Below are 18,775 nucleotides of genomic sequence, written 5' to 3'. Positions count from 1 at the left end.
ATATTGAAGTTACTTTTAAAACTTAGTTTTTTTTGCTTACTAACAATCTATTGTAGTAAAACTTACGGGCAGCAACCAACAGATTGTATTAATGCCGTTATTGCATGTGGGAATTCAGATCTAACATTAGACGTTAGCGGTGTAGGCACTCAGGAACTTAGTGGTTCTAATACCTGTTCCAGCCAAGAAAACAACAGTATATGGTTACAGGTTACACTGGTTTCAGACGGCACATTAGGCTTTACATTAACACCTAATAGCGCTAATATTAATGAAGATTATGATTTTTTTGTATTCGGACCAAATGCTTCCTGTGGAAATATAGGTCAAGCCATTAGATGCTCGACAACAAATCCTGATAATGCAGGTCAAAGTAATAATTTAACAGGAATGAATGGCACTTCAACTGATACTTCTGAAGGGCCTGGTCCCGATGGTGATAGTTTTGTAAGGTGGCTTGATGTACTTGCTGGTGAAACTTATTATATCGTCATAGACAGACCTATAGGAAATAGCCCTTTTAATTTAGAATGGACAGGTACTGCATCGTTTTCCGAACCACCAACCGATCAATCAACCATAACAGGAACAGTATTGGATTTAGAAAACTGTGATGTAGACATACCGTTTACAGATGGGTTTACAACATTCAACCTATCCGATAATACAGCTTTTATTAGAGGCTCACAAACCGATGTGGATATTACTTATCATGAATCCGCAAGTGATGCCAATATTGGCATTGATCCATTATCAGACCGGTATACTAATATCAGTAACCCGCAAACCATTTATACAAGAATAACAAATAGAACTACAGGATGTTTTGAAGTGAGCAGTTTTGATTTAAATGTAAATTTAGGTCCGGATTTTAATCCCCCTTCAGATTTTATACTTTGTGATAATTTAAATGACGGTGATAATAAAAATGGACGTGTTACTTTTGATTTAACATCTAAAAATGAAGAAATTTTAAATGGATTAAACCCCGCTGATTTTAATGTTTCATACCATACCACACTAACTGATGCAGAAACAAAGACAGGCCCTTTCAACGCCTATTATAATACAACGCCATTTAATGACCAAGTTTTTGTTAGAATTGAAGATGTATTAAATCCAGATTGTAGAAGTATAACCACTCTAAATCTAATAGTAATCCGAACACCAGAGGCCTTTAATCATACGGTATTGCAATGTGATGAAGATGGCTTATTAGATGGTATTACCATGTTTAATCTAAATCAATCCAATATTGAGTTAACCGGTAATATTGATGGTAGGTCTACAAAGTTTTATGAGGACGTATCAAGAACTAAAGAAGTAAATGGAGATGCATATACCTCGACTACGGACAGTCAGATTATTTATGTCGAAGTTATTAATGATGAAACAGGTTGTTCAAGTTTTTCAGAATTAAACCTCAATGTTAGCCTAACAGATGCTCAAGATACAATGTTAGAAGTATGTGATGATGATGGTATTGAAGACGGATTTCATCTATTTAATTTATTAAATGCCAATAACACTCTTGTTGATGGACTTCCTGATGGATTAGATATTTCATATTATGAAACTTATAATAATGCTTTGCTAGAGCAAAATGTTTTAGATCCTTCCTTTACCAATACCATACCAGATTCCCAAATCATTTATGCGCGTGTTGAGAATATGAACAATTGCTACGGCATTAGTGAAGTTAATTTGGTAGTTAATCCATTACCAGAAATTAATATTGATGATTTAGATTATTATTGTTTAAATATATTTCCTAATACCATTCCAATTGACGCTGCACTTTTAAACGACATACCCAGTAATTATACCTATGCTTGGTCTACAGGTGAAAACACTTATGAAATTCAAATAAATCAAGCAGACATATATAACGTTACAGTTACCAATATTACTTCGGGCTGTTCTAAAAACAGAACAGTTGTTATAGAAAACTCCAATATAGCTTCTTTTGACTCGATAGAGCCTTTTCAAGTTACGGATGCCTCTCAAAACAACACCATAATCGTATTTGCTACTGGCGAGGGAATATATCAATACGCATTATATGATGATGACAATACCGATGTTTATAAACCATTTCAAGACAGTAATGTCTTTGAAAATATTTCTCCAGGAATTTATACCGTGCGCGTAAAAGATGTTAAAAATGATTGTGGTACCATAAAAGATAAGGTTTCGGTAATAGGCTTTCCAAAATTCTTTACCCCTAATAATGATGGTGTAAATGACACTTGGCAAGTATTAGGCGTATCAAGTATGTTTCAACCCAATACAAGAATTCTCATTTTTAATCGTTTTGGTAAGTTAATAAAGGAATTAGATCCATTAGGTAAAGGCTGGAATGGCTTATTAAATGGCGTAAAGTTACCAACTGATGACTATTGGTTTGCAATTACATTACAAGATGGTAGAATCTTTAAAAATCATTTTACTTTAAAATATTAAAGCTAAAAAACCCATTTAAGCATCTTTTAATCGATTTTTTTTGCATTTCATCTGAAAAATATATACTTTTCGCCAGAAATTGTGCCACATTGTTGGTAAAATTTTAGCCTGAAAAATCTAAAAGAAAAACACCTACAAGCTATGAGGTTTATTTACTATATCTTATTTACGCTCCTTTGCAGTAGCAATTTTGTGTTTTCTCAACAAATATCTGTCGATGATTCTGTTGATTTACAAGCCCTTATAGAAAACAATTTAGTTGATGGTTGTGTAGATATTACCAATATAACTTCTTTAGTTAATGGTAACTCATTTGGGCTTCCAAGTTATGCCTATTTTGAAAGAGGAAGTTCAAATTTTCCTTTTCAAAATGGTATTATGCTTTCAACCGGTGGAGCAGCTTCTGGAGGAAATGCAGAAAGAACACCTACACTCAGTGAAGGCTCTACAACTTGGGGCACAGACCCCGATTTAGAAGCCGCTTTAGGCACTACAAATGCTTATGTTAATGCAACCTCCATAGAATTTGACTTTGTTTCAATTTCAAATCAATTTCAGTTTAACTATTTATTAGCATCAGAAGAATATTTTGGCATAAACCCTTGTCAATTTTCAGATGGCTTTGTTTTTCTTATTAAAGAAGCTGGAAGTCCAGCCCCTTTTCAAAATATTGCATTAATACCTGGAAGCACCATTCCTGTTAACACCAACACCATTCACAATGAAATTTTTGGTGTGTGTCCAGCCCAAAACGAAGAATACTTTGAGGGTTACAACCTAGGCGATACCAATTACAATGGTAGAACAACTGTTTTAACAGCATCGGGAAGCATCTTACCCAATGTAACTTATCGTATTAAATTAATTATAGCCGATCAAACAGATGGAACTTTTGACTCAGCTGTATTTATTGAAGGAGACAGTTTTAGAATATTAGATTTAGGGCCTGATGTTTCAACTTGCGCTAGTTCAGTAACCCTAAATGCCGATTTACAAAACCCATTAGCCTCTTACGCATGGTATCGAAATAACACCTTAATTGGTGGAGCTAGCAATGCTACATTCAATGCGGTACAAGATGGTACTTACAGGGTTGAAGTATCCGTACCCGTAAATGGTACAAGTTGTGTTGAAGAAGATGAAATTGTTGTTGTTTTAAATACCGAAGAGCCTATTTCCCCTATAACAAATTATGAACTATGCGATGATTCATCTGCTGATGGCATAGAACTATTTGATTTAACAACAAAAGACGCAGAACTCATAATCAATATAGAAAATATACCCTTTACAAATTATGACTACAGCTATCATTTATCCGAAACTGAAGCAAGAAACAATACAAACCCCATAACCGCTCCTATTTCTAATACCACAAGTCCACAGTCTATTTTTGTTAGAATAATCGATTTGGATGGTAACTGTTTTGCTTATACCAGTTTTGATTTGATAGTTAATGCAATTCCAAATATAGTAGCACCAACGCCATTAGATATTTGTGATGGTGATGATAACCCCGATGGCTTTGCTATAATTGACTTAACACAAAAAAATGAAGAAATAACATCAGGCAATACCAATCTATTTGTAAGTTATCATTATAATACTTTAGATGTTAGTACAGGTAATAACCCCATACCAACACCATACATCAACAGCACATCAACAGAAACAGTTTATGCTAGAGTTCTTAACACAACTACCGGATGTGTAAATACAACCACGTTAGACGTTAACGTTACTATTAGCCCGATAGTGAATAGAGACACCCAATATATTGATGCCTGTGATACCGATCTGGATGGTAATGCTAATTTTGACCTAACCCAAGTAATCAGCGCTATTCTGAATGGTTTAACCAATGTTAGCACAACATTTCACACAACATTTAATGATGCAGAAATGGATGTTAATGCCATAGCAGATGAAACCAATTATGAATATACCAATGCCATTATTGAACCAGGCTCAGCAACCATCTATTTAAGAGTTGAAGATGATAATACAGGCTGTGCATCTATTGTACCCTTTGAAATACATACCAACCTATTACTAACAGCTACGGATACTGGTAGTTTTGCCATATGTGATGATGACGATGATAGCACCAATGAATTTGGATTTAATTTGGTTACCGTTGAAACGTTTATAGAAAACGATTTGCCAAACCCTATTACAGTTACATTCTATGAATCTGAAGATGATAGAGACAATGGAATTAATGCCTTAAACAAGTCACAAATATATTCATCCACTAGCCCTCAAGTTTTATATATCAGTCTTGATGATGGCGCATGTACAGAAGATACAGAAATTACTTTATTAGTAAACCCAATATTAGTGTTTCCTGATGTAATTGTTCCCTATTGTGATGATGACGATGATGGTATAACCAGTATAGATTTACAATCTTTAGACGATATTATTACGAATTCCAATCCAAACTTTACAGTTAGTTATTTTGATAATGAACCCGATGCACAAGGCAACATTAACCAATTACCTCAATTTTATGCCAACACAAACCCCATAGAAACCTTATATGCACGTATAGAAAGTGATGGTTCTTTAGGTTGTTCTACAGTAAACCCTTTTCAAATTGAAGTCCTAACAGCACCAACAACTACACAACCACAAAACATTATTATTTGTGATGATAATGATGATGGACAGTTTATCATTAATCTTAATGATAAAATCTCTGAAATTGTACCAAGTACAGCAGGCTTAGCCATTGATTTTTATACATCCTTTGATGACGCAGATACAAATGCAAATGCAATTACAGATAGAAGTGCTTATAACACAACTACACAAACCATTTATGTACGTGTGGAAGACACAGCTAGTGGAACAGGATGTTATGCAATCGTTTCTTTTGAAGCCATTATAAATACAGTACCAAGTATTCCAACAGACATTATTTTTCAAATCTGTGAAGATGATGGTGATAGTTTTGCTGACTTTTTACTAGTTGAAACAGATGATGACATTTTAAACGGACAAACCGACAAAGAAGTCTTTTACTTTGAAGATGAAATTGATGCTACCAATGGAAATTTAGCAAACGCTATAGATAAAAATAATATTTATAGAAATACTTCAGGAACACAAACCATATACATACGTGTCCAGAATATTACCGATTCTGATTGTTTTGATACAGGAGAAATCACATTACAAGTATCGCCAGACCCTATTTACGACCCTATAATAGATTTTCTAGTCTGTGATGATGCTAGCAATGATGGTTTTAATGAATTCAATTTAGATGAAAAAGCCAATGAAATACAATCAACTTCTCCTGATGTTTTAAATATTTCATTTCACTTATCCCCTCAAGAGGCTGAAGATAACATGAGCCCTTTAGGAGCAACATATACCAACATTACCAACCCACAATCCATTTATATTAGAATTGAAAGCAATGCCTCTTTTTGCTATGTAGTTGAAGAACTCGGTATCAATATTGTTGCACCACCAGATGTCTTTTTTGACCAACCTTCCATAGCAAATTGTGATGCCGATTATGATGGCATGACATCTTTCGATTTAACAGCTTTTAATTTAGACACCGCAAATGCCAATTTTGAGGTTCTGGACAGGGTAAAAAGCAACCTAGATATACATTATTTCGAAAACTTAAGTGATATCAATTTAAGTAATGGTTTAGATAATACATTAGCCATTACAAACCCTACAAACCTCATTTCAAATACAAAAACGGTTTATATAAAAGTAGCAAATACGTTAACCGAATGCTTTACCATTATTCCCTTAGAACTTATCGTTAATTTACCTCCACCAATTATCACTATCGGAACAATACCAATTTGCGATAATGATACGGATACTTACGATTTGTCATTGGTAAATACCATGATTGTCCACACCACCACTTCGGCAAATATCTCATATCATAATGATGCAAATGATGCTGAAAATAATTTAGCGCCATTAAACACTATTTACAATTATACAGCGAGTAGTCACACCATTTTTGCTAGAATTTCAGATATTACTACAGGCTGTCATATTGTATCGTCTTTTACTTTACAAATCAATCCAAATCCAATAGCCGTAACACCGCCAGATTTAATCAGTTGTGATGACGATTTTGATGGTATTTTTGAATTCACATTATCAGATAACACCAATGCTATTTTAGGTTCAGAAGACCCTACGCAGTTTACAATTACATATTATAGTGATTTAACAGATGCTGAAGCAAACACAAACCCATTAAACAATCAACACCCAGCAGAAGATGGAGATACCGTTTACGCCAGACTGGAAAATAACAATACAAGGTGTTATGACACCACACAGTTTAACATTACAGTAAATCCATTGCCAATAATTAATATAAATGATATCGTACCATTATGTCTCGATGATTTACCTTTGTTTGTAGATGCAGATACAGGTGTTTTAGGAGAAACGTATTCATGGTCAACACTTGTAAATCCTCGTGAAAACAATAGTACCAATTCCCAAATACAAATAAACCCAACTGAATTGGGCGTATATTCTGTTACCGTTACATCACCTGAAGGTTGTCCGATTACCAGAACTTTTGAAGTTAGGGAATCCGAACAAGCAGAAATAACATTTACCTCAACCGTCAATTTTGCAGACCCAAATAGCATTACTGTTGATATTGATACTAGTAGAATAGGAAACTATGTTTATATCTTAGATAATGGAGAACCTCAAATTTCTAATATTTTTGAAAATGTAACTTTTGGAATGCATACCGTAACCGTTCAAGATTTAAATGGTTGTATGGATGAAACAAGAGATGTGTTTGTTTTCGATATTCCTAAATTTGTAACACCAAATGATGACTCCTATTTTGATACCTGGCACATTATTGGTGCCGACCAATTAACAGGCACCATAGTCTATATTTATAACAGACACGGAAAACTGTTAAAAACATTATCGCATACTTCATTGGGATGGGATGGTACTTTTAATGGCCAAAATATGCCTTCAGATGATTATTGGTTTCTTGCAAAAGTCATTGATTTAGATGGCAATGCATTTGATGTTAAAGGGCATTTTGCCTTAAAACGATAAAATCACATACTGATTCCATAAGCCCATTATAAAGAAAACCTCCTTTTGTACAATAAATTAAAATATAATAGGGTGTTAATCTATTAATTACAACCGTTTATCGTAAAGCCCTAATATACCTATAATTGGGTATGGTGAAACTCTTTTTTTATCAATAAATTTACAATAGCTATTAACCATGATTAGTTAGTGTATCGTTTACATTGGCTAATAAAAAACTAAAACCTAGCATGAAGTATTTTTTTTCGCTAGCCCTTTTTTTATGTTTTATATTTTCGAATGTAACACATTCTCAACAAATCTCTACAGATAGTTCTATTTCCTTAGAACAACTTATTTTAAACAATTTAGCTGAAGGTTGTGTAGAAATAACCAATATACAATCTAATGTAAATGGTAGTAGTAGTAACTTAGAAAGTTATGGCTATTTTGAAAAAGCATTATCAAACTTTCCCTTTGAGAATGGTATTGTACTTTCAACAGGTAGTGTAAATTCAGCTGGAAACACAACAAATACAAATATTTTAGCAGAAGGAGATGATAATTGGGGCACAGATACAGATCTAGAAACCGCTTTAGGTATTAGCAATACACTAAACGCCACATCCATAGAGTTTGACTTTGTATCTTTCTCTAACCAAGTTCAATTTAATTATCTTTTAGCTTCAGAAGAATATTACGAAACCAATCCCTGTAATTATTCCGATGGATTTGCATTTTTAATAAAAGAAGCCGATACAGCAAACCCATATGAAAACATTGCGCTAATCCCTGGAACAAATACCCCCGTAAACACAACAACCATACATGAAAACATTGTTGACTTTTGTGCTGCACAAAATGAAGCATACTTTGAAGGTTTTAATATAGGAGACACAAACTTTAATGGAAGAACCACGGTTTTTACAGCAAATGCAACCATTACACCTAATGTAAAATACCACATTAAATTAGTGATTGCCGATCAAACAGATTATAAATTCGATTCTGCAGTTTTTATAGAAGGAAATAGCTTTAACGCCTCCGTAGATTTAGGTTCAGATGTATCAACCTGTGCCAACACTGTAGATTTAAATGCCGATATTAATAACAATTTAGCGTCTTACGCATGGTTTTTAAATGACGTTTTAATTCCTGGTGAAAATGACGCCACTTATGCAGCTATAACCTCAGGGATATACAAAGTCGAAATAACCCTGCAAGTCAATAATACCTCATGTACTATTGAAGATGCCATTGAAGTCACTCTAAATGGCGAACAAATTTCTGGTAATATATCGGACTTCATTCTCTGTGATACAGCTGATAATGATGGTGTAGAAAATTTTGATTTAAATTTAAAATATTACGAAATCCTATATTCCGTACCTTCAGGAAACTATAACATTTCTTACCATGCCACTGATGATGATGCTAAAAATAATACTAATCCAATTATTTCAGCATATTCAAATACCAGTAACCCAGAAACCATACATGTTAGAATTGAAGACACCAATAATGGTTGCTTAGCCTATCCAACATTCAATTTAGTTGTAAATGAAGTTCCCGAAATTAATGACCCTGAACCTATTATTGTTTGCGATATCCAAGACGAAGATGGTAACGATGGATTTAGAATAATAGATTTAACTCAAGCTAATGATGAGATTACTAGTGGAGACACCACTTTACAAGTTACCTACCACTATTCGCAACAAGATGCAGATAATGGGTACTACCAAATATACCCCCCATACATAAATATTAACCCAACAGACACCTTATATGTTAGAGTTTATAGTTCTTTTACCGGATGTTATACAACCACAACTATAGATGTTACCGTTCAACCAAACCCTGATATAAATTTAGAAGACAGACATTATATCAATGCTTGTGAAGAGAATTCAGATGGTTTTGCAGACTTTGATTTAACCTCGGTTTTAGGTAACGTTCTAAATGGTGTGACCAATGCAACAACCACTTTTCACCTAAACGAAGCAGATGCACAAAACGGCATTAATGAAATAGCTAACGAAACCAATTACCAAAATATAGACCCCTTTTTCCAGCTCATTTACATACGGGTTGTAGATAATACAACAGGATGTTTCTCAATTACTCCTGTTGAATTACAAACCAATTTAGTTGAATTTGGCATTGATTTTAAAGAATATATCATTTGTGATGATTTTTCCAATGATGGTATTGAAGATTTTCATTTAAGTGATATTGAAAACGATATAAAAGCAGAATATGGCGATTTAGATGTGGTTTTTTATGAAAGTCAAGATGATTTAGACAATCAAACCAATCCTCTAAACGAAAATATTCCATTTACAGTAAGCTCTAGTCCAACCATACTTTACACAACTGTTGTTGATGATGTTTGTAAAGTAAACTTACTCGTAGATTTAGTAATTAACCCCGCATTAGAATTACCAGATGTTAATAGCGTGGATTATTGCGATACCGATACCGATGGCTATACCTCAATTGTGTTAAGTACCTTTGATAATGATTTAACAGCAGGAATATCACCAGTAAGTATAAACTACTTTTATAGTGAAATAGATGCACAAAACGACGAAAACAGATTACCGCCTACATTTTACAATTCATCAAATCCACAAACATTATATATAAGGGTTTTTAACCCACAAATAGGATGTGTAGCTATAAAACCTATTGATATTAATATCATAACAGCACCAGTTGTTAATTATCCTGACAACATCATTATATGTGATGATGATCAAGATGCCTTTTCCATAGTAGATTTAACAAATGTTGTACCAGATATTGTTTCAGATACTTCAAACTTAGAAATTAGCTATTTTAGTGATTATTGGGCCGCTTTTAATGACGAAAATGAAATTGCCGATCCTGAAAATTTCAATGCAACGAATCAATACATCTACTTTAGAGTCAAGAGCAACACAACCTCATGCTTCAACATCTCTTATGTTTATATAAATGTAAATACATTACCTATTTTTCCTGAGCTCAGCATCTTTGAAAATTGCGAATCTGGCACAAACGATATTGCTGATTTTTATTTCTACGTTAAAGATGGCGAAATTTTAAACGGTCAATATGGCAAACAAGTCCTCTATTTTGAAACCGAACAAAATGCCATAGATCGCACTAATGAAATTGACAAATACAACATATACAATAACACCTCAAACCCTCAAACCATCTTTGTAAGAGTTGAAAGTATTACAGACCCCGAATGTTATGACACCGCTTCTTTTGGAGTAGAAGTAGGCTCCATCCCTTTATTTAATGAGCCTAATGACATTAAAGTTTGTGATGATATTTCTAACGATGCTATTGAAACATTCGACCTAACATCGACCATAGATGATATAAAAGAAGGTATGAGCGAAAACCTAACCGTGACCCTTCACACAAGTCAATATGACGCTGAATATGGCTATAATGAAATAGACCCGAATTTTACAAACTATTACAATCCACAAACTATTTTTGCACGTATTACCAATGGCACCTACTGCCATGGCATAGCCGATTTCACACTTAGTATCGTACAAGTACCAAGTACCACAGAGCCAGAACCGCTTAAGGTATGTGATGTCGATTATGATGGTTTGGTAACCTTCGATTTAAAACAATCAGAAGTGCAAATTTTAGGACTCAGACAAGATAATTTAGTAATAACATATCACACGTCGCAAGATGGCGTAGATAATGATACAGCAATAATTAGCGACCCTGAAAATTTCAATAATACGAGTAACCCCCAAACCGTATTTATAAAAATCAATAATATCATTTCAAACTGTTGGGTTAGTTTACCTATAGAACTTGTAGCAGACTTACCTCCTGCAATTGTAGAGTTCGAAACCTATGAAATCTGTGATAACCCAGCAAGTTATTTCAACTTAAATGATATTAATACAGAAATTGTAGATAACGATCCAGATGCTATAATTACATATTATTTAAATTCAACTGATGCGGAAATTGGCAATGCACCAATTAGCACCGATTACAACTATACGACTACAAATGATATCATTTATATTCGAGTAGAATCGGCAATTAGAGGGTGTCATTATGTCTATCCGTTTCAACTTATTGTAAACCCTTTACCCATAGCCAATCAACCTACAGATATGGAGTCTTGTGATGATGTTAGTGCCGATGGCTTCGAAATTTTCGACCTTTCAACACAAAACACTAGTGTTTTAGGCGGGCAAAATCCTAGTGCCTTTTCGATAACTTATCATGGTAGCAATGCCTCGGCTAATAATAACAGTACGCCTTTAACAACAAATTATAATGCCGAAAATGATCAAATCATCTATGTTCGTATTGAAAATAATGTAACAGGATGTTATAGTACAACCCAATTTAACACCATTGTACACCAATATCCTAATCAAGTAACACCACTCGTACAATGTGATGTAGATTACGATGAAACAGTTATTTTCGATATTTCATCAAATGAAAATAATTTATTTACTTCACCTTCAAGTAATATTGTAATATCATATTTTGATGATTTAACACTAATTGATAATGAGGCATCTGCCATTGCTGATCCCGTAAACTATAATAACAGCTCCAATCCACAGACCATTTATATTAAAGTTTATAATATTTCAGCAGATTGCTACAATGTCATTAATCAAGAACTCATCGTTACATTGCCGCCCGCAATTAATGAATTTGAAACCTATGAAATCTGTGATAATCCAACACGCTATTTTGACTTAAACACCATTAATGACATAATAGTAACTAATGACCCAGATGCCCTCATTTCATATCACTTAAGTGCTACAGATGCAGAGATTAGCAACACCCCTATTCCAACAGATTATACATATGTAACGACTAATGACACCATCTATATAAGAATAGAATCAGCCGACAGAGGCTGTCATTACGTCTATCCGTTTCAACTCATTATAAACCCATTACCCATCGCAAACCAACCTAATACGATGGAAGCTTGTGATGATGCAAGTACAGATAGATTTGAAATTTTTGACCTTTCTTTACAAAATGCGGCAATACTCGGAAGTCAAAACCTTGATGACTACAACATCACATTTCATGATAATGCCAACTCTGCAAACAATGATGATTCTGCCTTAGCAACAAATTACAATGCCGAAAACGGACAAACAATCTATGCTCGTATTGAAAACAAGGCCACTGGATGTTATAGTACTACAGAGTTTAACACAATTGTACATATATATCCAAACGAAGTACAGCCACTTATACAATGTGATGTAGATTACGATGAAACTGTTGTTTTCGATATTTCATCAAATGAAAATAATTTATTTGCTTCACCTTCAAGTAATATTGTAATATCATATTTTGATGATTTAACACTAATTGATAATGAGGCATCTGCCATTGCTGATCCCGTAAACTATAATAACAGCTCCAATCCACAGACCATTTATATTAAAGTTTATAATATTTCAGCAGATTGCTACAATGTCATTAATCAAGAACTCATCGTTACATTGCCGCCCGCAATTAATGAATTTGAAACCTATGAAATCTGTGATAATCCAACACGCTATTTTGACTTAAACACCATTAATGACATAATAGTAACTAATGACCCAGATGCACTCATTTCATATCACTTAAGTGCTACAGATGCAGAGATTAGCAACACCCCTATTCCAACAGATTATACATATATAACGACTAATGACACCATCTATATAAGAATAGAATCAGCCGACAGAGGCTGTCATTACGTCTATCCGTTTCAACTCATTATAAACCCATTACCCATCGCAAACCAACCAGATGACATAGAATCCTGTGATAATGATTACGATAACATATATGGTTTCGATTTAACAACTCAAGACAATCAGGTTTTAGGGACTCAAAGTAACTCAGATTTTAATATAAGTTACTATTTAAATGAAGACGATGCCAATAACAGCTCCAATGTATTAAGTAATATTCATAACGTAGATGTTGAAAGTATAATTTATGCCAGAATTGAAAATAATAGAACAGGATGCTTTAGCACAACAAACTTTACAGCCTATGTTAGAAGAAAACCAATAAACGATATAAAAGACCAAGTTATATGTTTAGAAAACTTTCCGCTTCAAGTAACAGGAGAAACTGGCTATGCTACCGATTCATATTTATGGGAGCCTTACGGCGAAACTGATGCTAGTATTGATATTTCAGTTATTGGAGAATACAGTTTAACTATTACATCAACTTTTGGGTGTGAAACAAAAAAAACCTTTAATGTTATAGAATCCGAACAAGCCACCATAGAATTTGAAGAAACCGTAGATTTTTCAGACCCAAATAACATCACCATTACCGTTAGCGGTATTGGTGATTACCTGTATCAATTGGATGATGGTGAACCACAACGCTCTAACTTTTTCACCTATGTGCCTATTGGCGAACGAACCATAACAGTTATTGATGTTAACGGCTGTCTATCAGTATCTAAAAAAGTTATGATTTTTGACATTCCAAAATTTGTTACACCAAACGATGATGGCTATTTTGATACATGGCACATTACTGGTGTTAATCAATTAGAAGGCACTATAATTTACATTTATAATCGCTATGGCAAACTCATGAAAACCCTACCACATACCTCTGCTGGTTGGGACGGAACTTATAATGGTGAAAATATGCCATCGGATGATTATTGGTATAGTGCCAATATTTTTTACAAAGGTGATCAGTTTCAATTAAAAGGACATTTTACTTTAAGGCGATAAGCCGTAAATATGTTATTAGTTTAAAGTCATTTATATTTGTATAACCACCAATTATAAATGAGAAGCCTCATATACATATTTATAGCTTTAGCAAGTTTCAAATTCGCTGCTCAAAATATACAAGTAGATAGCCAAACCTATGCACCACAACAACTTATAGAGGACATTCTTATTGACAGTAATTGCATTAATAATGTGGTTGTAACTAATGTGATTGGAGGTGATTTTGGAGTTTCAGATCAAAGCTATGGTTATTTTGATGCTACAGGCACAACGTTTCCTTTTCAAAGAGGCATTGTTTTAAGTACAGGGCGCTTAAGCAATGTAGACGGACCAAATACAACTTTAAGTGATGATGATGCTCCAAATTGGGGTGGAGATAATGATTTAGAAACCATTTTAGATGAGAGCAACACTCATAATGCCACCATTCTTGAATTTGATTTTATACCAAAAGCAAGCGCAATAAGTTTCAGGTATCTTTTTGCATCAGAAGAATATCAACAAGGAAATCCAAATTCATGTCTGTTTTCAGATTTATTTGGCTTTTTAATTCGCGAAGAATCAGAACAAACCTATATCAACATTGCATTAGTTCCTGATACCCAAATACCTGTAAAAGTAACAACAGTACATCCAGGAATACCAGGTAGTTGTTCTGCCCAAAACGAAACTTATTTTGGAAGTTGGAACGACACTACTGCTCCTATTAATTTTAACGGACAAACCGCAGTGCTAACCGCCACAGCAAATGTTTTAACAGGAGCAACATATCATGTAAAATTGGTCATTGCAGATGAACAAAATTATAGATACGACTCAGCAGTTTTTCTAGAAGCAGGAAGTTTTGAATTAAGTACAGACCTAGGTCCAAACAGATTAATTGCAACCAATAACCCCGTATGCGAAAATGACACGTTACAACTTAATGCTATACAACCCGGTTTAAATTCGTATTCGTGGTATAAGGACGGGGTTTTAGTAGATATTCAACCTAGTGGATGTTCAAACTGTGGAACGTATTCAGTAACAGATTCGGGTACTTATAATGTAGAAGTAGGCTTACCAGACAATTGTATTTCTTACGGAGAGATTACTGTTGAGTACCTTCAAAACCCAATGGTCAATAATAGTACAATTATTGAATGTGATTTGAATCAAGATGGATTAACAACCTATAATTTATATGATGCAGAACAAGACATAATCAATGGTGATAATGACCTACTAATAGAAAATTTCTATGAAACACTACAGGATGCTGAGTCAGCAATAAACAAAATTATCATCCCAACAGAATTCCAAAATACAATCTCCCAACAAATAATATTTGCGAGAGTTGAAAATCAGTTAGGATGCTTTTCCATAGCAGAAGTTACTTTAAATATTTCAAACAATAATATCAACCTTCCACCTTTTAACAGCTGTGATGATACTATTATTGATGGCATTACAGATTTTAATATTGCAGACTTAACCAATCATATTATACCTTTAGTACCCATAGGTAGTACTATAGAATTTTATACAGACGAACAAGAAGCCATACTTGGGAAAAATGCCATAACAGGAACATATACAAATACAATACCAAATTCTGAAACTATATACACTAAAATTGAAAATATCAGTAATTGTTATGCCATTAGCACAATAGATTTAAATGTTATATATACACCAATACTATTACCCGATGAAACAATATATTATTGCTCAAATTTTTTTCCGCAAACAATAAGTATTAATGCAGGAGTTTTAGATGAAACACCCAACAATTATACATACCAATGGTTGTTAAATAATTCGCCCTTAGCAGCAAACACAAGTATTATAAACATAAATGAGACAGGAACGTATACCGTTCAAGTTACGAACCCTAATGGATGCTCATCATCTAGAAATATTATTATAGCCTCATCAATTGTAGCCACAATCACCCAAAATGATATTACAATTATAGATTTTTCTGATAATAATTCTGTAATGATAAATCCTGAAAACCTAGGACAAGGTGATTATGAATATGCACTAAGACTAGAAAACACTGTATTTATAAACTATCAAAACGAACCATTTTTTGATAATTTAAAAACTGGGTTTTACACAGTTTTTGTGAATGACAAAAATGGCTGTGGCGTATCCATACCATTAAACATTTCAATAATTGGATACCCAAAGTACTTTACACCAAACGGTGATGGTATAAATGATTATTGGCAAATAAAAGGAATAAGTGCCACCGTTAACCCACCCAAAAAGATTTTAATATTTGATCGTTATGGAAAATTATTAAAACAATTGCCCCCAGGTTCTAAAGGCTGGAACGGAACATTTAAAAACAATTTATTACCAACAGATGGGTATTGGTTTAAGGTTTTTCTTGAAGATGGCAGAAAATATTCAGGGCATTTTACTTTAAAGCGTTAACCCATATATTTTGCGTAATTTTGCATAATGCAATTTAAAATTGAATCCGAATTCAAGCCTACTGGCGATCAGCCACAAGCTATAAAACAACTTGTTGATGGTATTGTTTCAAATGAAAAATACCAAACCCTACTTGGTGTTACTGGATCTGGAAAAACCTTTACAGTTGCTAATGTCATTGAAGAAATACAACGTCCAACCTTAATTTTAGCGCATAATAAAACCTTAGCTGCCCAATTATATTCTGAATTTAAACAGTTTTTTCCAAACAATGCTGTTGAATATTTTGTATCCTATTATGATTATTATCAGCCTGAAGCCTATATTCCTGTTTCTGGAGTTTATATAGAAAAAGATTTATCTATAAATGAAGAAATAGAAAAAATGCGTTTAAGCGCAACATCATCGCTACTCTCAGGGCGTCGAGATGTATTAGTTGTGGCTTCTGTGTCTTGTATTTATGGTATTGGAAATCCAATAGAATTTCAAAAAAATGTCATTTCGTTAAAGCGAGAACAAGTTATTTCCCGAACACAATTACTGCACAGTTTAGTACAAAGTTTATACTCAAGAACAGAAGCAGATTTTAAACATGGTAATTTTAGAATAAAAGGAGATACCGTTGATATTTTTCCAAGCTATGCAGATGATGCGTATAGAATTCACTTTTTTGGTGATGAAATAGAAGACATAGAATCTTTTAATATTCAAACCAATAAAGTCATAGAAAAATATGACCAGCTCACAATTTATCCAGCAAATATGTTTGTTACATCGCCAGATGTACTACAAAGTGCCATTAAAGACATTCAGAATGATTTGGTAAAACAGCATGATTATTTTAAAGATATTGGCAAACATTTAGAAGCGAAACGACTTAAAGAACGTACCGAATTTGATCTTGAAATGATACGCGAATTGGGCTATTGTTCTGGTATAGAAAACTACTCACGCTATTTGGACCGAAGACTCCCAGGAACCAGACCCTTCTGTTTATTAGATTATTTTCCAGATGATTATTTAATGGTAGTCGATGAAAGTCATGTTACTATTTCCCAAGTACATGCCATGTATGGAGGCGATCGAAGTAGAAAAGAAAACTTGGTTGACTATGGATTTAGACTTCCAGCAGCGATGGATAATAGACCATTGAAATTTGAAGAATTTGAAGCCATTCAAAATCAGGTTATTTATGTAAGTGCTACACCTGCCGATTATGAATTACAAAAAACAGATGGTGTTTATGTAGAGCAAGTTATTCGACCGACAGGTTTATTAGATCCAATTATTGAAATACGACCAAGTTTAAATCAGATAGATGATTTAATTGAAGAAATTCAACAACGTATTGAAAAAGACGAACGTGTTCTAGTAACTACACTGACGAAACGTATGGCGGAAGAATTAACTAAATATTTAGACAGAATTCAGATTCGATGCAGATATATTCATAGTGATGTAGATACTCTAGAGCGCGTAGAAATCATGCAAGATTTGCGTAAAGGTCTATTTGATGTTTTAGTAGGTGTGAACCTATTACGCGAAGGTTTAGATTTACCAGAAGTATCTTTAGTTGCCATTTTAGATGCAGATAAAGAAGGTTTTTTACGTTCAGCAAGATCGTTAACACAAACAGTAGGTCGAGCAGCGCGACACTTAAATGGAAAAGCAATTATGTATGCCGATAAAATTACGAAGAGCATGCAAAAAACGATTGATGAAACTGAATACAGACGCGAAAAGCAAATAGCTTACAATACAGAAAACAATATTACACCTAAAGCATTAAATAAAAGTTTAGACAATGCGCTATCCAAAAACTCGGTAAGCACCTATAGTTATGAGCTAGAAGTTGCCAAAGCAGCAGAACCCGAAAGTGAATATTTAAGCAAACCAGAACTGGAAAAGAAAATTCGAGAAAAACGTAAACTTATGGAAGAAGCAGCAAAAGCATTAGATTTTATTGTTGCTGCTAAATTACGTGATGATATAAAAAGTTACCAAAATAAATTAGAAAAGCTAAAAGGTTAACCTTTTAGCTTTTCTTTAATTTA

Annotated in this window: 5 protein-coding genes; all 5 read left to right on the top strand. The window is 33.7% G+C overall.

Annotated elements, in window-relative coordinates; all coding sequences use genetic code 11:
- Positions 1-3 precede the first annotated feature (3 nt).
- Complete coding sequence (locus tag ABD941_RS11265) at positions 4-2,463, top strand: T9SS type B sorting domain-containing protein (RefSeq protein WP_345274240.1); 2,460 nt, start codon at positions 4-6, stop codon at positions 2,461-2,463.
- A gap of 141 nt (positions 2,464-2,604) precedes the next feature.
- Positions 2,605-7,545 (top strand): T9SS type B sorting domain-containing protein, encoded by a 4,941-nt coding sequence (locus tag ABD941_RS11260; protein ID WP_345274239.1) that lies wholly within the window; start codon positions 2,605-2,607, stop codon positions 7,543-7,545.
- A 230-nt stretch (positions 7,546-7,775) separates the two neighbouring features.
- Entirely contained in the window at positions 7,776-14,294 is a 6,519-nt protein-coding gene (locus ABD941_RS11255) for a choice-of-anchor L domain-containing protein (RefSeq protein ID WP_345274238.1), read from the top strand.
- A 57-nt stretch (positions 14,295-14,351) separates the two neighbouring features.
- Complete coding sequence (locus ABD941_RS11250; RefSeq protein ID WP_345274237.1) at positions 14,352-16,721, top strand: choice-of-anchor L domain-containing protein; 2,370 nt, start codon at positions 14,352-14,354, stop codon at positions 16,719-16,721.
- Between the two features lie 27 nt (positions 16,722-16,748).
- Entirely contained in the window at positions 16,749-18,752 is a 2,004-nt protein-coding gene (gene uvrB, locus ABD941_RS11245; protein WP_345274236.1) for an excinuclease ABC subunit UvrB, read from the top strand.
- Positions 18,753-18,775 lie beyond the last annotated feature (23 nt).

It is taken from the genome of Flaviramulus aquimarinus, assembly GCF_039543205.1.
Classification (GTDB): Bacteria; Bacteroidota; Bacteroidia; order Flavobacteriales; family Flavobacteriaceae; genus Flaviramulus_B; species Flaviramulus_B aquimarinus.
Note: the sequence above shows the minus strand (reverse complement) of the source record. Positions and strands in the feature narration are given on the sequence as shown.